Source organism: Halolactibacillus alkaliphilus (genome assembly GCF_900115465.1).
Lineage (GTDB): Bacteria > Bacillota > Bacilli > Bacillales > Amphibacillaceae > Halolactibacillus > Halolactibacillus alkaliphilus.
Window position 1 is genome coordinate 22,697 of sequence record NZ_FOWN01000025.1, and the last position, 19,991, is coordinate 42,687.

19 protein-coding genes are annotated in these 19,991 nt (G+C 39.5%); all 19 read left to right on the plus strand.

From position 1 onward, the window contains the following. Positions 1-67: 67 nt before the first annotated feature. Entirely contained in the window at positions 68-1,096 is a 1,029-nt protein-coding gene (locus tag BM163_RS10110; protein ID WP_089802761.1) for an extracellular solute-binding protein, read from the plus strand. Positions 1,097-1,111: 15 nt separating this feature from the next. Beyond that, complete coding sequence (locus BM163_RS10115) at positions 1,112-2,206, plus strand: ABC transporter ATP-binding protein (protein ID WP_089802763.1); 1,095 nt, start codon at positions 1,112-1,114, stop codon at positions 2,204-2,206. Then, entirely contained in the window at positions 2,206-3,876 is a 1,671-nt protein-coding gene (locus BM163_RS10120; protein WP_089802765.1) for an ABC transporter permease, read from the plus strand. The genes BM163_RS10115 and BM163_RS10120 overlap by 1 nt, the downstream gene beginning before the upstream one ends. A 214-nt stretch (positions 3,877-4,090) precedes the next feature. Next, complete coding sequence (locus tag BM163_RS10125; RefSeq protein WP_089802767.1) at positions 4,091-4,474, plus strand: hypothetical protein; 384 nt, start codon at positions 4,091-4,093, stop codon at positions 4,472-4,474. Positions 4,475-4,531: 57 nt separating this feature from the next. After that, positions 4,532-5,503, plus strand: coding sequence for a choloylglycine hydrolase (bsh, locus tag BM163_RS10130; protein WP_089802769.1), 972 nt, complete (start codon positions 4,532-4,534; stop codon positions 5,501-5,503). Positions 5,504-5,729: 226 nt separating this feature from the next. Next, a complete protein-coding gene (gene murA / locus BM163_RS10135) occupies positions 5,730-7,016 on the plus strand; it encodes a UDP-N-acetylglucosamine 1-carboxyvinyltransferase (RefSeq protein ID WP_089802771.1) in 1,287 nt (428 codons plus the stop codon). A gap of 436 nt (positions 7,017-7,452) precedes the next feature. Further along, positions 7,453-8,730: a transcription termination factor Rho gene (gene rho, locus BM163_RS10140; protein WP_089802773.1), complete on the plus strand. Its 1,278-nt coding sequence runs from the start codon at positions 7,453-7,455 to the stop codon at positions 8,728-8,730. A gap of 148 nt (positions 8,731-8,878) precedes the next feature. After that, the gene (locus BM163_RS10145) at positions 8,879-9,124 is read left to right on the plus strand and encodes a type B 50S ribosomal protein L31 (RefSeq protein WP_089802777.1); all 246 of its coding nucleotides are present in this window, start codon (positions 8,879-8,881) and stop codon (positions 9,122-9,124) included. Between the two features lie 167 nt (positions 9,125-9,291). Beyond that, on the plus strand, positions 9,292-9,912 hold the full coding sequence (locus BM163_RS10150; protein ID WP_089802779.1) for a thymidine kinase: 621 nt from the start codon (positions 9,292-9,294) through the stop codon (positions 9,910-9,912). A gap of 839 nt (positions 9,913-10,751) precedes the next feature. Continuing rightward, positions 10,752-11,720 carry a LacI family DNA-binding transcriptional regulator gene (locus BM163_RS10155; RefSeq protein WP_170243713.1) on the plus strand — a complete coding sequence of 323 codons (969 nt, stop codon included), beginning with the start codon at positions 10,752-10,754 and terminating at the stop codon, positions 11,718-11,720. A gap of 16 nt (positions 11,721-11,736) precedes the next feature. Further along, positions 11,737-12,615 carry a ribokinase gene (rbsK, locus tag BM163_RS10160; protein ID WP_089802783.1) on the plus strand — a complete coding sequence of 293 codons (879 nt, stop codon included), beginning with the start codon at positions 11,737-11,739 and terminating at the stop codon, positions 12,613-12,615. Beyond that, entirely contained in the window at positions 12,605-13,039 is a 435-nt protein-coding gene (locus BM163_RS10165) for a GNAT family N-acetyltransferase (RefSeq protein WP_089802808.1), read from the plus strand. The genes rbsK and BM163_RS10165 overlap by 11 nt, the downstream gene beginning before the upstream one ends. A gap of 33 nt (positions 13,040-13,072) precedes the next feature. After that, positions 13,073-13,993 (plus strand): ribonucleoside hydrolase RihC, encoded by a 921-nt coding sequence (gene rihC / locus BM163_RS10170; RefSeq protein ID WP_089802785.1) that lies wholly within the window; start codon positions 13,073-13,075, stop codon positions 13,991-13,993. A 32-nt stretch (positions 13,994-14,025) separates the two neighbouring features. Further along, entirely contained in the window at positions 14,026-15,444 is a 1,419-nt protein-coding gene (gene dcuC, locus BM163_RS10175) for a C4-dicarboxylate transporter DcuC (protein ID WP_089802795.1), read from the plus strand. Between the two features lie 231 nt (positions 15,445-15,675). Further along, a complete protein-coding gene (gene prfA / locus BM163_RS10180) occupies positions 15,676-16,746 on the plus strand; it encodes a peptide chain release factor 1 (RefSeq protein WP_089802798.1) in 1,071 nt (356 codons plus the stop codon). 1 nt (position 16,747) lies between these two features. Beyond that, on the plus strand, positions 16,748-17,605 hold the full coding sequence (prmC, locus tag BM163_RS10185; protein WP_089802800.1) for a peptide chain release factor N(5)-glutamine methyltransferase: 858 nt from the start codon (positions 16,748-16,750) through the stop codon (positions 17,603-17,605). Between the two features lie 57 nt (positions 17,606-17,662). Then, entirely contained in the window at positions 17,663-18,370 is a 708-nt protein-coding gene (locus BM163_RS10190; RefSeq protein WP_170243714.1) for a stage II sporulation protein R, read from the plus strand. Positions 18,371-18,579: 209 nt separating this feature from the next. Beyond that, positions 18,580-19,602 (plus strand): L-threonylcarbamoyladenylate synthase, encoded by a 1,023-nt coding sequence (locus BM163_RS10195; RefSeq protein ID WP_089802804.1) that lies wholly within the window; start codon positions 18,580-18,582, stop codon positions 19,600-19,602. A gap of 208 nt (positions 19,603-19,810) precedes the next feature. Next, on the plus strand, positions 19,811-19,991 hold a 181-nt coding region (locus BM163_RS10200; protein WP_177200262.1), incomplete at its 3' end, for a transposase.

Genomic DNA, 19,991 nt, shown 5'->3' on the forward strand with positions numbered 1-19,991 from the left:
AATCGGATATGAAAGCGCCGTCATTCCTATATAATTTACGTATAACATATTAAAGGGGCGATGAAAAATGAAAGCGTTTAAAAAGTTGGTTGGGCTTACGTTAGTAAGTATGAGTATGTTTTTAATTTTAGTTGGATGTTCACAAGACAATGGTTCATCACCGGATCGATTGGTTATCTATTCTCCGAACTCTGAAGGGTTAATTAATTCGACCATTCCAGCGTTTGAAGAAAAATATGGTATTCAAGTAGATTTAATTCAAGCAGGAACGGGAGAATTATTTGCGAAGTTAGACAGTGAAAAAGATTCCCCTGTTGCCGATATTGTCTTTGGTGGAGGGTATACACAGTATTCGATGCACATTGACTTATTCGAAGAATATGTCTCTCCTGAAAATGACAATGTGATTGCTGCTTATCAAAACACGACTGGTTTTTATACGCCATATACATTAGATGGTAGTGTGTTAATAACAAATCCAGATATTTTAGGTGACATTGAAGTGAATAGCTATGAGGATTTACTAAATCCAGAATTAAAAGGAAAAATCTCTTCAGGTGATCCATCGAACTCATCAAGTGCTTTTGCGCAGTTGACAAATATGCTTAAAGCAAAAGGTGGGTATGAGTCTGAAGAGGCATGGGCGTATGTAGAAGCTTTGTATACAAACATTGATGGTAAAATCAGTTCAAGTTCAAGTAATGTTTACCGTGCGGTAGCAGATGGAGAAATGGCTGTTGGCTTATCGTATGAAGATCCTGTGGCTAAATTGATTGAAGATGGCGGTAATGTTGAAATTGTTTACCCTGAAGAGGGGGTTGTATTCTTGCCAGCGAGTGCAGCAATAATTAAAGGGGCGAGCAATCAAGAATATGCTGAGAAATTTATTGACTTCATTATTTCTCAAGAGATTCAAAATGTTTTATCAACTACAACAACGAACCGACCTGTTAGAGAAGATGTAGAGACGAACGATGTCATGAAGCCTTTTGCTGAAATTAATGCCTTAGAAGAGGATATGGACTTTGTTTCAGAAAACAGACAAGACTTTGTTAATCGTTATAACGACATCTTTGTAAAAACACAATCAAATTAGTAAAGGGGTATACTTATGACACAAATCAACATTTCCCACGCTAAAAAAGTATTTGACGATGTGACGGTCATTCCTGACCTGAATATTACCATTAACGAGGGGGAGCTTTTTACCCTCCTCGGCCCATCGGGGTGTGGAAAAACGACACTTCTCAGAATGATTGCCGGTTTTAACTCGATTGAGGGTGGCGACTTTTATTTTGATGCCGACCGAATCAATGATAAAGACCCGAGTAAGCGAAATATCGGCATGGTTTTTCAAAATTACGCTATTTTCCCACATTTAACTGTGCGTGAGAACGTAGAATTTGGTTTAAAACAACGCAAGTTAGATAAAAAAGTCGTGCGTGAAACAGCAGAAAAATACTTAAAACTTATTCAAATGGAAAAATACATGGACCGTAAACCGGAACGGTTAAGTGGTGGACAACAACAGCGTGTCGCTCTAGCTAGAGCATTAGCGATTAACCCTGCTGTCTTACTTATGGATGAGCCGTTAAGTAACCTTGATGCTAAATTGCGGGTGGACATGAGAAAAGCAATTCGAGAAATTCAGCGTGAAGTAGGAATCACGACGGTTTACGTGACGCATGACCAGGAAGAAGCAATGGCTATTTCAGATCAAATTGCGGTCATGAAAGACGGAATCGTACAACAAGTCGGCTCACCAAAGGCGCTTTACCACCGACCAGCAAATGAGTTTGTCGCTTCCTTTATTGGACGGACAAATATTGTCATGGCGGAATTAAAGCATAGTAATGAAGGTGTGGCTGAATTACATTTACAAAACGGGCATGTGGTTGTCTATCCTAAGTTAAATCATTTATCTGATCAAACGGTAAGGGTAAGCATTCGTCCTGAAGATTTTATTCGGGTTGAACAAGAGGCAAGCCTAAATACCTTTGTTGGTAAAATAGAGGACAGTGTCTATCTAGGACTAAACACGGAATACGTTGTTGCATTGTCAGACGGGCATTTAGTGCAAGTGACCGAGGAATCAAGTTTTGAAGAAGATCTCACAGTAGGTGAGCAAATTGCTTTAACAATTAATACAGATAAGATTAATGTTTACTGTGCTGAGGGGTTAACGAACCTATCGGAGGTGAAATAATGAAGAATGATAAACGTCTTCGCTTGGATATGTGGGGAATTGCGGGCATTGTCATTCTTGTGACGTATATCTTATTTCTGATATATCCGGTGGGGAATATATTAAAGCAGTCTTTTTACTCAACAAGCATGGGGTTCACTTTAGATAATTTCACGAAATTCTTTTCTATGAGTTATTATTCCAATACCTTATTAAATAGTTTTAAAGTATCAATTACAGCGACAATCTTTGCGTTTATTATTGGTACGTTACTGGCTTACTTATTCGCTATGTTTGATTTTAAAGGCAAGAAGTTACTAAGAATTTTAATCATTATTGCTTCTATGTCAGCGCCATTTATCGGTGCGTATTCTTGGATTTTGTTACTTGGAAGAAGCGGTGTGATTACGCGATTTTTAAGTCAGTTTCTAGGTGTGCAAACTCCTGATATTTATGGATTTTCAGGCATCGTGTTAGTATTTACACTCCAGCTCTTCCCGTTAATTTTCTTATATATTAATGGTGCCTTTAAAAACATTGACCAATCTATCTTAGAAGCAGCAGAAGGCATGGGTGTAACGGGAATCAAACGTTTTATGACCGTTGTGTTACCTTTATTGATGCCGACGGTGTTAGCGGGTTCACTCCTTGTTTTTATGAGAGCATTTTCAGATTTTGGTACACCTATGCTGATCGGAGAAGGCTACCGAACGTTTCCGGTTCTCATATACACAGAATTTATTAGTGAAGTCGGAGGGGACTCAGCCTTTGCTTCAGCGCTAGCCGTTATTGCTATTGTGATTGCCCTATCGATTTTCATGTTGCAACAAATTGTATCATTACGCTTTGCTTTTTCTATGAATGCACTTCACCCGGTAAGTACGAAAAAAGTAAAAGGGCTTAAAAAATTCTGGGTATATGTTATTAGTTACGGTATTGTTTTCACAGCTGTTTTACCACAACTGTATCTTGTCTATACGTCTTTTCAAAATACAAGTGGGATGGTATTTCAGTCAGGCTACTCATTAAATAGTTATAGAGAAGCTTTTTCAAGAATGGGTAATTCTATTTTTAATACATTAAGAATTCCATTTTTTGCGATTATCATTGTCGTCTTGTTTGCAGTATTTATTTCGTATTTAGCCGTTAGAAAGCGGAATACAGTGACCGCAACCATAGACAGCTTAAGTATGATACCTTACATTGTTCCAGGGACAGTATTAGGTATTGCTTACTTAACCTCTTTTAATACCGGGGTAGGTGGTACTGGATTTTTAAGTATTACTGGAACAACGGCCATCTTAGTTATTTCTTTTGCCGTGCGCCGATTACCTTATACGATTCGCTCATCAGTAGCGGCGTTACACCAAATTTCGCCGTCGATTGAAGAGGCAGCTCAAAGTTTAGGAAGTAGTAAGTTAAATACGTTCTTTAGAATTACGGTGCCTATGATGATGCCAGGTATTATTGCGGGGGCTATCTTAAGCTGGATTACGATGATTTCTGAATTATCAACATCGATTTTGTTATACACAGTTAATACGCGGACAGTAACCGTTGCTATTTACACAGAAGTTATTCGAGGTAATTATGGTATTGCAGCCGCACTGTCGACTATTTTAATGATCTTTACGGTTCTTTCGTTACTGCTATTTATGAAAGTCAGTGGCAAGGATGATATCAGTTTATAAACAGGTGCTAGTCATGTTTGATTTACAAGCGCGTCCCTTCAATGATAACTCTATTATTGAAGGGGCGTTTTTTTTGATGTTGTAAAACGTTTTGTTGGGTGTTGATTAGGGGGGTTCTCGCTAGTAATGTACTTGGCCGTGTAGTAGACTTAAGATAGTTAAACTTATTAAAAATGTAACGAGTAAGTCAAAAAGTAATGAGAGGAGACATCATATGCTTGATTCTTTTGAAATTGAACTGATCGGTGTTAGTGGGCACGCGTTTTTCTTTGAACAGCAAAAGCGAGAGATTTTAGTGCGAGCAGAAGATCCGATTGATGCTTATTCTGTTGCGATTTTAACATATGATCGAACGACACAAATGGATATGTCCACACTCGCTATACGCTACGTATTTAAAGAAACGATAGAAGAAGATCCAACCGCTGATATGACCGAGTATTACTTACTCCGATTTGAAGATAATGCGATTCACTGTCAGGTGAAAATGAGTGATGTGTATCAGACGACGCATGTTTTGGGTGAAGAAGAATTATTTGATTTTTTATACGGTCTTATTAAAAAGCTCTATTTAGAATTTCCAAATGAGAAGCCATAAAGTGGCTGAATATCACTATTAATAAACGTCTAAGACAAAAAGAAATGAGGGTCTGTTATGTGTACGGTTATAACATGGGAGAGTCACGGTAAATATTTCGGTCGTAATATGGACTTAGATTATCATTTTGGAGAGACAGCGGTTGTTGTTCCTAGACACTGTCCGTTACATTTTCATCTAGCAAAAGCCCAGCCAACGCATTATGCATTAATCGGCATGGCGAGTATTGTTGATCACACGCCACTCTTTAGTGAAGCAATGAATGAATATGGTGTGGCTATGGCGGGACTTAACTTTCCATCTCAAGTATTCAAAGAGCCAAATCAAGATTATTTAAACTTAACCCCTTATGAAATCATTCCGTATTTGTTAGGGAAAGTTACGTCAGTGAAAGAAGCTAAAACGTATCTGAAGACACTTCAATTTGTGTCTATACCATTTAAAGACGGCTTACCTGTGCAACCACTTCACTTTATTCTAAGCGATCGTTATGAAAGTATTGTGATTGAATCAACATTAAGTGGCATCCAAGTGCATGAAAATACGCTAGGTGTGTTGACTAATGAGCCGGATTTTTACTTTCAGTTAGCTAATTTAACGCACTACATGCAGCTGAGTCCAAAACAACCAGTGAATACATTTGATGAAGCGTTACCCTTAACGCCTTTTGGTCAAGGCGCTGGTAGTATCGGATTACCTGGTGATTCCTCACCGACATCACGCTTTGTCCAAGCGGCTTTTTTGAAGGCGCATGCGAAAAAGACAGCCAGTGAAGAGGGAGATATCACACAAATGTTTCATATGTTAGACCGGGTGAAAATGGTTGAAGGGACGGTCGTTCTACCGAACGAGCGCTTAGATTTAACCACGTATAGTTCTGTGATGGCATTAACAAGTCAGACGTATTATTTTAAAACATATGCGAACAATCAACTACAGGCGATTCGATTACAAGGTGAAAACCTTGATGGCTCCAATTTAATCACATATGAGCTAACTCAAGACCAAGCGATCCGGTTTTTAAACTAAAGGTCTATGCGCGAGGGAAGGGTTCCTTTATGTAAAAATCAAAAAAATGTCATAAAATGATGAAATAAATCATTAAAAAATCATGAGAAAGACTAGATTTACTAGCAACTTCCCCTGTTTATTTGTATAATGAAAATGTCATGGATTTTTCTGTGTCGTATGAAATTAACTACAACGTAAAAACTAATAAATGACGAAACAATTGAACTTAAAGGGGAATATACAGATGGAAAAATTATTTGTTGAAGGTGGGAAGAAACTTAACGGCCGAGTGCATATCGGTGGTGCGAAAAACAGTGCAGTTGCACTGCTTCCAGCAACAATCCTTGCGGATTCTGAAGTAACCATTGAAGGATTACCGGATATTTCTGATGTAGAAACGTTAAGTGCTTTACTCGAAGACATTGGTGGTGTTGTCACTAAGGAAGATCATGCGATTAAAATTGACCCAAGTCAAATGATGGCGATGCCGTTACCGAACGGAAAAGTTAAAACATTGCGGGCATCGTATTATTTTATGGGCGCCATGCTCGGTCGGTTTAAAAAAGCGGTCGTTGGTTTGCCGGGTGGTTGTCACCTAGGTCCACGTCCGATTGATCAACATATTAAAGGATTTGAAGCGCTTGGTGCTGAAGTATCGAATGAACAAGGGGCCATTTATTTAAGAGCAAAAGAATTAAAAGGTGCCCGTATTTATATGGATGTTGTCAGTGTTGGGGCAACCATTAACATTATGTTGGCAGCTGTGCGTGCAAAAGGCAAGACAGTCATTGAAAATGCCGCAAAAGAACCAGAGATCATAGATGTTGCGACGCTGTTAACAAGTATGGGCGCAAAAATCAAAGGTGCCGGAACAGACGTGATCCGTATTGAAGGTGTTGATCAACTCTCTGGTTGTATGCATACGATTATTCCAGATCGTATTGAAGCAGGTACCTACACGATTATGGCAGCTGCTCAAGGTGAAGAAGTCTATATTGATAACGTGATTCCTCAACACTTAGAACCACTAATCGCAAAACTGCGTGAAATGGGTATTGATATTACAGAAGACGAAGAGTCGTTAATTATTCGACCGAAAAAAGCACTCAGTGCTGTCGACATTAAGACACTCGTTCACCCAGGCTTCCCTACAGATCTACAACAACCGTTCACCTCACTTTTAACAAAAGCAGAAGGCACAGCGATTGTGACAGATACGATTTATTCTGCCCGGTTTAAGCATATTGATGAATTGCGCCGGATGAATGCAAAAATTAAAGTCGAAGGTGCCTCAGCGATTGTTCAAGGTCCCGTTCAGTTACAAGGGGCAAAAGTGCGCGCGACAGACCTACGCGCAGGGGCAGCATTAGTTGTTGCGGGATTGATTGCAGATGGTGTCACAGAAATTACCGGTCTAGAACATATTGATCGTGGTTATGAAAACCTCATTGAAAAGTTGGAATCACTCGGGGCAAAAATTTGGCGTGAATCAATGACCAAAGAAGAAATGCTAACGTATCAAAATAATTAAATGTGTTAACCTATGTGCAGAAGGTCAACGGTGATTGTTGTTCGTTCTAAAAACCATCTCTGACGTGTAAAAAGATAAAACCTCATCTTGTGTGAGGTTTTATTCTGCGCATCCTTTACAAACACTATGTTATTTACTACAATGTAAAGTGATAGCTTCGCTATGTATTAACTAACCCTTATCCTCACTTGATTAAACACTCTCCTAGTCAGCGTTCTCAAAAAAAAGTTGCGTTACGAATAGCTTTTCAATCATTGATAATCGCTTGTTTGTGGTTTTTTAAACACTAAGTCTTTAGGATAGTAGATAAGTGTGCGCAGTGACAGAACGTTTAACAGATAAACGAAAGGTGCTTGAACGTTGCTTTAGAAGCTATGGACAAAACAAGTAAAATTCCATACATAACATAATTTAAATAGAATAGGTGATGATCAATGTGCCAGAAGTAACAATTTCAGAATTAGAAACAATGACGTTAAAAGATTTGTATGCGCGTGCACGGGAATTTAAAGTGTCTTATTATGCGAAATTAACAAAACGGGAGTTGATTTTTGCGATTTTAAAAGCTCAGGCAGAAAAGAGCGGCTTTTTATTTATGGACGGTGTGTTAGAGATTATTCCATCAGAAGGCTTTGGTTTCTTACGTCCCATTAACTACTCACCAAGTGCTGAAGATATTTATATTTCTGCTTCGCAAATTCGACGATTTGATTTGCGTAACGGTGACAAAGTTTCAGGTAAAGTCCGTCCGCCAAAAGAAAATGAGCGGTATTACGGGTTACTTCATGTGGATGCAGTGAACGGTGAAGACCCAGAAATGGCAAAAGAGCGGGTGCACTTTCCAGCGCTTACGCCCCTGTACCCAGATCGCTTAATGCATTTAGAGCTAGAACAAAAACAGTTGTCGACGCGCATTATGGACGTGGCAACCCCGGTTGGTTTTGGTCAACGTGGGTTAATTGTGGCCCCACCTAAAGCTGGTAAGACAGTGTTATTAAAAGAAATTGCTAATAGTATTAGTACCAATCATCCTGACGTTAAGTTAATTGTGTTACTTATTGATGAGCGTCCTGAGGAAGTAACGGATATCGAGCGTTACGTCGCTCCGGGTGTAGATGTTGTGGCATCCACATTTGATGAAGTACCAGAAAATCATATTAAAGTATCAGAACTCGTTCTAGAACGCGCCATGCGCCTCGTAGAGCATAAAAAAGATGTCGTTATTTTAATGGACAGTATTACCCGCTTAGCTCGGGCTTACAACTTAGTCATTCCACCAAGTGGCCGTACGCTCTCTGGGGGGATTGACCCAGCGGCTTTCCACCGACCGAAACGTTTCTTCGGTGCTGCCCGTAATATCGAAGATGGTGGAAGTTTAACGATTCTAGCGACGGCGCTTGTTGAAACAGGCTCGCGTATGGATGATGTTATTTATGAAGAATTTAAAGGAACAGGTAACATGGAATTACACTTAGACCGCAATTTAGCTCAGCGCCGTATCTTCCCGGCAATCGACTTGGCGCGATCAAGTACACGAAAAGAAGAATTGCTGTTAAAAGAAGATCAACTAGAAGCGATGTGGATGATCAGAAAAGCAATCCAAGATTCACCAGACTTTGTTGAGCGGTTTATTCGTCGCTTTAAACAGACAAAAGACAATACTGAATTGTATCAAAGTATTTTTGACGAACTTAAGCGTAAAAACAAAAACTAATCTTTTTTGTTTTTATATTGCATTGCGTACTTTTGGCTGTTATAATCTTAACGTATGAAAAAATGCCGTTTGGAGCACTGAGGTGTTGTAAGCGAGCGAAAATTTAACTCTGTTTCTAAAGATTCAGGGCAAAAGGAGTGTAAGACACATGAGAGAAGGCATTCACCCAGAATACCGAAAAGTTGTATTTCTTGATACAAGCTCTGACTACAAATTCTTAACAGGCTCAACTAAGTACTCTGCTGAGACTATTGAGTGGGAAGATGGTAACACTTACCCATTAATCCGTGTTGAGATTAGTTCAGATTCTCACCCATTCTACACAGGTAAGCAAAAAGCTGACAAAGCTGGCGGCCGTGTGGATCGCTTCAAGAAAAAATATAACCTTAACTAATCACGCGACATGTTCGCTAGAGATGAGCCATCCTTATAGGGTGGCTTCTCTTAACTTAAATGGATGAATAAACAGGCAGATCACACTTTTGCCTGTTTTTATTTTTTATAAATGAGCGTATGTAAGGTCATGAACATGGCAACAAGATAATTTAGGAGGCAACCGATATGTATATTATGAAACAAAGTGGTTGGGTAGAACTTATTTGTGGCAGTATGTTCTCAGGTAAATCAGAAGAGTTGATTAGACGAATTAAACGGGCAACGTACGGTAATTTATCTGTCCGTGTCTTTAAACCGGCAATTGATAATCGCTACCATGAAGAATCGGTCGTCTCACATAATGGTCATTCTATTCTTGCGCGCCCAGTAAACAGCGCAATTGAAATATTGGACCATATTTCTGATGATATTGATGTCATTGGGATAGATGAGATTCAATTTTTTGATGATGCGATCGTCTCCATTGTTGATCAATTAGCAGATTTAGGTCACCGTGTCATTGTCGCAGGACTTGATACAGACTTTCGCGGGGAACCGTTCGGTGTCATACCTGAGATGATGGCCATGAGCGAAATGGTCACAAAGCTTAATGCGATTTGTCCACAGTGTGGCTCACCAGCGTCCCGAACACAGCGGTTAATCGATGGTCAACCGGCGTCGTATGATGACCCGATTATTCTCGTAGGTGCTAGTGAATCGTATGAACCGAGATGTCGTCATTGTCACGAGGTACCAAACAAACCGGTTGAACATAAAATTATGCGGGAAGAAACAAAAACGAAGTGAGAAGTAGTGCTAACTCACGTTCTCTAACGAAAGTCTAGCCTGTTTAAAAGCCATACCAAAACACCGGTTAACGAAGGTCGCCCTTTGTTAACCGGTGTTTTTTATAGCGTAGACGCAGGGTGGAATGTGTTTAATCATTGATAATTAGAATGAGGTCGTAATGAAAGAAGCGTCTATTTCTTTTTTTATCGTCTCTATAAATTAAGGATAATGGGACCACACCAAAGCCCTTGGTTATCAAGAATTACTAGTTATGCTACAAGACTAATGAACGAGAGATTGCCGTGAGAAATTAAAGGGATCAGTGTCTGTTGTATAACTGAAGACTAATTCTAAAAAGATGACTAGCTAAATTTAAGACGCTATTTTCAGTGACAAGAAAAACACACACGTCATCAGGCCTCTGGTCATATGTTGTCGATGTGTGGTACTCGCTTTGATGATTGTATTAAAGTCAATGTTTATCTAATGGAGAATGGCATACTTTCATGATATGCATAATGTGTATCAACTATATTTAATGTGTCATTCCTAGTAAGCATGTGTGTGGCCGTGTATGAATGACCACTACAAGTGCAAATATTATAATGCCCAATCACGGCATAACAAATGATCCAAATCTGTGATGTTCATTACATTAAAGGCGCCTAGAGTCATCGACAGACTGGAGTGGGAAGAAGGCAATAAAAAAAGTTTTTAAAAGGTGTTGACAAATAAAAATACATCGTTTAATATATACCTGTAACCGATTACACCTATTTTTTTAAACCAGTGAGTAACCGATTACATATTTTTAAACTGAAATGAGTAACCGATTACACATGAGGGAGGCGTTGTTGTTGGCCACAATCAAAGAAGTCGCAAAACTTGCAGGAGTGTCAGTCGCCACTGTCTCTCGTGTATTAAATAACCAAGGATATGTTCATTTAGATACACGTGGAAAAGTAGAAAAGGCGATTAAGCAATTGAATTACACACCAAATGCGGTCGCTCGTAGTTTGTTTAAAAAAGCTTCTAACACAATCGCACTCATTATACCTGATATTGCGAATCCATACTTTCCGCAATTAGTTAAATGGATTGAAAAAGAACTAACAGAAGCTGGTTACGATTTATTATTATTTAACAGCAACAATGATATAGACAAAGAATTAAGGTTGCTTTACTTACTAGAAGCAAAATACATTGATGGTTTATTGCTTGTATCTAATTATTTAACAAAAGAAGATGTAAAAAAAGTGACGCTACCTATTGTCGCACTCGATCAATTTCTTGATGAAGAGATTCCGTCGGTGACAGTAGATAATTATCAAGGAGCTAAAGAAGCGGTGCGTCATTTAATTGATTCGGGCTGTCAATCGATTGGACACATCGTTGGTCCGCAGGATAGTTATACGTCCAAACATCGATTAAGAGGTTATCTTGACGTGATGGAAGAACAAAATAAAACGCCGCGCATTGTTGAAGGGGAGTATGACCTAACAACAGCGATGGAACAAACAGCGCTTTTATTAGAGCAATATCCAGACATTGACGGCATTTTCGCTGGGAATGATGTCATGGGGATTGGTGCCATTAAAGTGATTCAATCACTCGGTCTAAATGTACCAGAAGATATCGCCGTCATCGGTTTTGATGGTATTGACTGGGGAACAGTGATTACGCCAGAACTGACGACAATGGCACAACCGATTCAATCACTTGCACAAGCTGCCACCCAGCTCGTATTAGATTTGATTAAGAAAAAGGAAACAAACACGCATTATCAATATAAAGCAACATTAGAAAAGAGACAATCAACACATTGAAGGGATGGGGTATGACGTGATTACAGTAGTCGGAAGTTTAAATATTGATTTTATTACGATGGCTGATCGCTATCCGCGATTAGGCGAAACAGTTATTGGTCAGAACTTTAGTCAGGCATATGGAGGAAAAGGGGCAAATCAAGCCGTGGCTGCGGCTAAGCTTGGTAGCCCGGTTAACTTAGTAGGTGCTGTTGGTCAAGATGCATTTGGTGATGGGTACTTAGCTTATTTGAAAGAACAGTCTGTAACAACAACCAATGTGGAACGGGTTACACATCATACAGGAACAGCATCGATTACCATTGCACAAGAAGACAATGCGATTGTTGTCACACCAGGTGCTAATTATAGTTTGTCACCAGAAGATATAACGAAACATCAAGCAATCATTAAGAAAAGTAAACTCATTTTAGTTCAATTAGAAGTAAAAAACGAGACGATTGAACGCACGCTAGAAATTGCGCATCAAGCAGGGATTCCGGTTATTTTAAATCCAGCGCCTTATCGCCGTTTTCCTGATACGTGGTGGTCGATGGTCACGTATTTTACACCGAATGAACACGAACTAGAGCTTATGCTTAAAGAAACAACATTAGATGCTGAGAAAAAGAACAAACTGATTACGACGCGCGGGGAAAAAGGTGTGACGTTTTATGAGCAAGGAAAAGAAGTTGCCATTGCACCGCCAAAAGTTAAAGTAGCTGATACAACAGGTGCAGGGGATACATTTAACGGGGCGTTAGCACATTTCTTAGCACAAGATGCTCCACTTAAAGAAGCTATAAAAATGGCGGTCTATGCGGCGAGTATGGCAACGACAAAGCTAGGTGCTCAAAGTGCAATGCCATCCTTTGACCGGTTAGAGCGTTTCGTGAATCAACATGATGCTAACTGATCACTACCGTATCGTTAAACAAGCGCTAACCCCTGATATTTATTGCAAGCTAAGAGAAAGCGTTGGATTTCAACCGTATGCTTATGAAGATGTGGCCGTGGCGCTAGAAAATACGCTGTTTTCTGTCGTGATCTTCGATCGCGATCAACCAGTCGCTACTGGCCGTGTAGTAGGCGATGGCCGGATTTGTTTCTTTATTAAAGACGTGGTGATTGCCCCTGACTATCAAGGGCAATCACTCGGTAAGGTCGTGATGGCTGAGATCGACGCCTACATTGAGAATGTAGGCTGTGACGGGGCCTACATTGGCTTAATGGCAACACCAGGTACAGAAGGCTTTTATGAGTGTTGTGGGTTTATTCAAAGACCAACAGCGTCATTGGGTGCAGGTATGGTGAAATTTTTACACAAATCATGTGTTTAAATAAATTTAATGATTATATTAGGAGGAATTACAATGACAAAAAGACCAATTATTATTGATACGGACCCTGGGATTGATGATGCAGTCGCGCTTGCGATCGCTATGTTTAGTGAAGAGCTAGATGTAAAATTACTCACGACTGTTGCGGGGAATGTTGGTTTAGATAATGTAACAGACAATATGTTAAAAATACTTGATTATGTTGAAAAAGATATCCCTGTGGCAATGGGTGCTCATGAGCCACTTTTAAAAGAGATGAGCGATGCGAGTTCTGTACACGGGTTAAGCGGTATGGAAGGATTTGATTTTAAGCCTGCATCGAAGCGCTTATTATTAGAAGAACATGCAATTACGGCGATGAGACGGGTTATTTTAGAAAGTGATGAGCCGATTACGTTAGTGCCAATTGGCCCGTTAACGAATATTGCGTTACTATTTAAAGTTTATCCTGAGGTTAAAACAAATATTAAAGAGATTGTTTTAATGGGTGGGTCTATTACGCGAGGAAACAAAGGTGTGATGGCTGAATTTAATATTTACTTTGATCCAGATGCGGCGAAGATTGTCTTTATGAGTGGTTTACCGATTGTCATGGCAGGATTAGACGTTGGTATGAAAGCACTTGTCTTACCAGAAGATAGCGCGAAAATTAAAGATATGAATAAAACAGGTACGATGATTTATAGTCTATTTAAACATTATCGTGGTGGCAGTATGCAAACAGGCCTAAAAATGTATGACAGTTGTGCGATAGCTTATTTGTTAAAACCAGATCTATTTGAAGCTGTTGAAACATTTGTAGATGTTGAGACAAAAGGTGAATTAACAGAAGGCTGTACAGTCGTTGATTTAAAAGGTTATCTTGGAAAAGAGCCAAATGCGACAGTGTTAACGGATATTGATAGTGACGCTTTTAGACGCTGGTTTGTTGAATCAATCAATACGTGTATTTAATAATAAACTAAAAATAGAATGGAGTGTTTAACATGACAGATATCATTATGTACCTTTCGGCCATCGTTTCTGTTGCTTTAGTCATTTTTATGCTTGCGAAAAAAATGGATATTAAAATTACCTTGTTCTTCATGGGAATCCTTTTAATGATCATCGCTATGCTTTTAGGTAAAGACATTGTCGGTATTGAAGACGGAACAGGCTTTAAATGGATTGATCCTATTTTAGCGGTTGTGGAATCATTTAAATCAACGCTTACAAGAGCTGGATTTATTATTTTAATGTTAGGTGGTTATGCTGCCTACATGTCGCACATTAAAGCAAATGATGTGACGGTAAGTGTTCTTACTAAACCGTTAGGCAAAATTAAAAACGTTTACATTTTAGTGCCGGTTGTTTTTCTAATTGGTAACTTGCTTTCACTCGTTATTCCGAGTGCGTCAAATTTAGCGATTATTTTACTTGCGACACTTTACCCTATTTTACGTGCGGCGAAAATGCCAACATTAACAATTGGTGCATTAATCGCAACAGCTGCAACAATTATCCCTACACCGTTAGGTGGAGATAATGTTGCTGTTGCCAATGAATTAGCAACATATGCAGATTTTAGTGGTTTAACAGTAACAGAATATGTACTAAAGTATCATGCCATTGTCTCAATTCCTACATTACTGTTAATTGCTGTCGTTCATTATTTCTGGCAAAAACACTTAGATATGAAAGAGCTTAATAAAGTAACGGAAACAGACGATGTTGAGATTAAAGAAGTAGCGGCTATTGAAGGTGGTAAGCTATATAAAACAGTTTATGCACTTCTGCCAGTACTACCGATCATCTTGTTAATTACCGTCTTTGTTTTAGATGTCACAGCGAATATCCAACTTGCGCTGAGCGTTGAAATCGCAACGATTATTTCACTGATTGCAGCTATTTTATGTGAAATGATCCGCGTGCGTAAAATTAAGCCTGTACTTGATGGCACAGAAAAGTTCTTTACAGGTATGGGTGGCGCGATGCCAATTGTGGCCTTGCTTGTAGCGGCGTCTGTCTTTGTTCAAGGTTTACAATCTATCGGTTTAATCGAAGCACTTCAATCAGCGATGCTTGGTGCTGATGGTGCGGGTCAAGGTTTTGTCTTACCACTAATTCTTGTTGCTTTAACAGCGCTTATCGTTATTATTAGTGGTAGTGGTGTCGCCCTGTTTTATGCGATGGTACCTCTCATGGTCCCACTTGCAGACGCTGCTGGAATTAACCCAATTGCGATTACTGTCCCGATGGGCTTAGCAGGTAACTTATTACGTGCGGTATCACCTGTTGCTGCTGTCATCATGATTATTTCTGGTTCATTAAAAGTAACGCCACTCGCGATTGTTAAAAGAACAGCTGTCCCAATGTTAAGTGGTGTTGTGTTTATGTTTATTCTCTCGATGATCTTCTTCTTATAAGTAAGATATAAAGAAGCAGACCTTTAAAATGAAAATGGTTTTAAGTAGATATTTTTACTTAAGACCATTTTTCAATTTAATGATTTCTAAAAGTCAATCAGTGACAGTCTCTTACTGGATGGCCCTTTTTATGTGACAAAGTCTAGACAAGCTTTGACGTGACACGTGACCTGTTATATAATAAAGGGTAGACTTAAAGTCAGTGACTTAAATAAGATGGGGTGAATCACCGTGTTAGATAAATTACAAGCATTAGAAGCACGCTATGAAAAATTAAATGAACTATTAAGTGATCCAGATATTATTTCGGATATGAATAAACTGCGAGAATATTCTAAAGAGCAGTCAGACTTATCGGATATTGTCGCAACATACCGCGAGTATAAAGATGTCAGTGATCAATTGGCAGATGCCAAAGACATGTTGGAAAGTGAATCAGATCAAGACATGCGTGAAATGGTTCAGATGGAGATTGATGAATTAGCGCCACAAATTCCGCTTTTTGAGGAAAAACTTAAAGTGCTGATGTTGCCAAAAGATCCAAATGATGATAAGAACGTTATTATGGAAATTCGCGGGGCAGCTGGTGGTGATGAGGCTGCGTTATTTGCGGGTGACTTATTTAGAATGTACAGCCGTTTCGCAGAAGCGCAAGGCTGGAAAGTCGATGTGATGGAAAGTAGCTTAAATGGTGTGGGTGGTTATAAAGAGGTTATTATGATGATTAATGGTCGTGGGGCCTATTCTAAATTAAAGTTTGAAAACGGTGCTCACCGCGTGCAACGTGTACCTGAAACAGAATCAGGTGGCCGGATTCATACATCAACCGCCACTGTTGTTGCGCTCCCTGAAGCAGAAGAAGTTGAAGTCGACATTCACGAAAAAGATATTCGTGTCGATACATTCACCTCAAGTGGACCAGGTGGACAAAGTGTTAATACGACCATGTCAGCTGTTCGATTAACGCACGAACCAACAGGTATTGTTGTATCGATGCAAGATGAAAAATCACAGATTAAGAACAAAGAAAAAGCGATGAAAATCCTGCGTGCCCGTGTGTATGATAAGTTTCAACAAGAAGCGCAAGCTGAATATGATTCAACGCGTAAATCAGCGGTAGGAACAGGAGACCGTTCTGAGCGTATTAGAACCTATAACTTCCCGCAAAACAGGGTAACGGATCACCGTATTGGTTTAACGATTCAAAAGCTTGATCAAATTCTTGAAGGTAAGCTGGACGAATTTGTTGATGCGTTAGTTATGGAAGAACAAACGAGCAAGATGGAACAGCTAGGTGATTAAGATGAAACAGACAATTCAAGAAGCCCTTCACTGGGCTTCTCTTTTTTTAAAAGAACATGGTCGAGAAGAAAAAGTGGCGGAAATTATTTTGATGGACCTCTTAGCTGTCTCGCGCCTTGAATTTTTAATGCGCCTTCCTGAAGAACTTTCTGTTTCTGATGGGACGCGCTTTAAAGATCTGATTCAGACACATGCGACTACGGGTGTCCCGGTTCAACATTTAACTGGGAAAGAAACATTTTACGAACGATCATTTAACGTAACGAAAGATACGTTGGTGCCACGTCAAGAAACAGAGGAACTTGTTTACTATTTATTGGAAAAATTAGCGAAGCGTCCAGAGCTAACAGATGTGGTTGATGTCGGGACGGGTACTGGTATTTTGGCCATTACGTTAGCTTTAGAGAATGACGCTTTGAATTTAACAGCTGTTGATATTTCAGAGGCGGCGCTTGCGGTTGCCGCAATGAACGCAAAGAAGCTTCAAGCAGACGTGGCTTTTTGTCACAGTGACTTTCTTCAAGCGTTAAAAGAGGAAAATCACCAAGTGGATGTGATTGTTTCTAATCCCCCATATATTCCATATAGTGACTTAGAAAAGCTTCAAGATACGGTGAAAAACTTTGATCCGCATTTAGCGCTCTTTAGTGAAGAAGATGGATTATATAGTTACCGCCAGATCATTACCCAAGCAAAAGACGTCTTAAGGCCTCACGGCCTGCTTGCCTTTGAAATTGGCTACAATCAAGCGCGTGCTGTTACGGCCTTGATTAAGGAAGCCTTTCCTCATGCGGTTATTGAAACGAAACAAGATATGTTTGGTAAAGACCGGATGGTCTTTGCGGACGTCTGTGTTTAAACTTCAATGCCTTTGGTCATACTGCGACTATAAATGATTATAGGAGCGTGTATGACCATGAAAAAACAATCTTTAGCTATAATGCATGATAAAAATAAGAATAGAAAGCGTCAGCGCGCTTTAAATATAGGCATGGTGCTCTTAGTCGTTCTTCTTATGCTTGGTCAATTGGGTATACCAAATAAGGACAACGTATTAAGTTATGATGTGAAAATACCAGAACAAGCCATTCGATTAAGAATTCTCGCGCACAGTGACGCTGATTTAGACCAACAAATAAAGCACGTGGTTAGAGATGAGATCTCTTTATATGTGTCTGGATTAGTCGAAGGCATTGAGACGATTGACCAAGCAAGGGACACAGTCAGGGCTCACGTGTCGTCTATTGAAAATAAAATCAACAGCCTGTTAGAAGAAAAAAGTTATCCCCATCAAGCAACCGTGATCTACGGTGAAAATATTTACTTTCCAACAAAAGTATATGAGACACACGTTTACCCACAGGGAGAGTATGAAGCAGTGTTAATTACGCTTGGTGAAGGTAGGGGGGGAAATTGGTGGTGTGTTTTATTTCCTGCGCTGTGTTATATAGATTTTAACGGTGATATGACGGTTGTGCCAGAAGAAAAAGTGGAAGAGCTAGAGAATGAAGAAGAGAATGCGCGTGAGTTAGAAGAAACAGCCCACAATGATCAGCCAAAACTAGAGCCGCGTTTTTGGCTCGTTGAACAAATCTCCACACTTATACACAAGTTCAGTGGATAAGTGTGTGGGTAACTACGAGATTTATCCATAGTCACACTAGAAATAGTGGATAAGCCTGTGTATAATTTAAAAGGTAAGGGTAAAAAGGTTAGATGTGGATAAGTGGATAAATAATGCAAGACTAACTAAATACTAGATGAAAACGTTGTCCACACTCTGTGGGTAACGTGGGGATAAGTTGTTTATATTTTTTAAAGTGAGGTGTATATATGTCAACCGCATTTTTACTCTGGAATGATGAGAACATTAAGAAAGCAAGTGAATGGCTAAAGAATGGGGACGTCGTCGCATTCCCGACGGAAACCGTTTATGGATTAGGGGCAGATGCGACGAATGAACAAGCGATTCAAAAGATATTTGAGGCAAAGGGGCGACCGAGTGATAATCCCCTCATTGTCCATTTAAGTGATGTTGAACAAATGACGCGTTATGTGACGGAGATCACGCCAATGGCTAAACGATTGATTGATGCGTTTATGCCAGGACCATTAACGGTTATTCTTAAAAGTAATGGAAAAATCGCGAAAAATGTCACCGCGGGATTAGATACGGTCGGTTTAAGAATTCCTGATCATTTAGCTGCCCGAGAATTAATTAAAGCAGCGGACTTACCAATTGCGGCTCCAAGCGCCAATCTTTCTGGTAAACCATCACCAACGAGTGCTGTCCATGTATATCAAGATCTTGAAAATAAGATTACTGCCATTTTAGACGGTGGACCGACAGGGGTAGGCGTCGAGTCAACCGTCGTTGATTGTACGGGAGACCGAGCGATTATCCTTCGTCCCGGCGGTATTACTAAGCAGGATTTAGAAAGTGTACTTGATGTGCCAGTAGAAGATGCGACCATCTTTGAAACAAAAGAGACACCTAAATCTCCTGGTATGAAATATACCCATTACGAGCCTGAAGTACCCATGATTTTAATTGAGGGCAGTGCGGATTACTTTAGAGAAAAAATGACTCAACATGCTTTAGAAGGAAAAAAAGTCGGCCTGTTAGTAAGTGACGAACTTGGGCGACAACTAAAAGCAGATACCGTCGTAAGCGTTGGTTCAAGAGAAGATATTTCATCGATTGCTAATCAGCTTTATAATGCATTACGTAGTTTTAGAAAGCATGATGTGGATATTATTTTAGCTGAAACTTTTACTGAAGAAGGTGTCGGTCAAGCGGTAATGAACCGCATGAGAAAAGCCGCAACCTATATTGATCAAGAACGAGAAGTGTAAAAGAGTAACTAAAAACTAAGCGATAGCCTGAAAGCATTTTTTTAACGCACTTCCGAAAGAAGTCTCCCTCTTCAAGCGTGTGAAGGGCGTAGCCCAACGATAAGGGGGAGATGAATGTCGGTTGGGCGACAGCCCAAAGGTTTTTTATTTTGTCTTTTTTCTTATTATGGTATAATCAGTCTTATTAAGTATAAGGATTGAGATAACAATGAAATTAGACAGTAACAATCATTCAGTATTTTTGATGCATTACCATCTTGTGTTAGTTGTGAAGTATCGAAGAAAAGTAATAGATGATACGATTTCGGATTATGCCAAAGATAAATTTGTGTCATTGAGTGAAAAATATAATATCACATTAGTTGAATGGAACCACGATATTGACCATG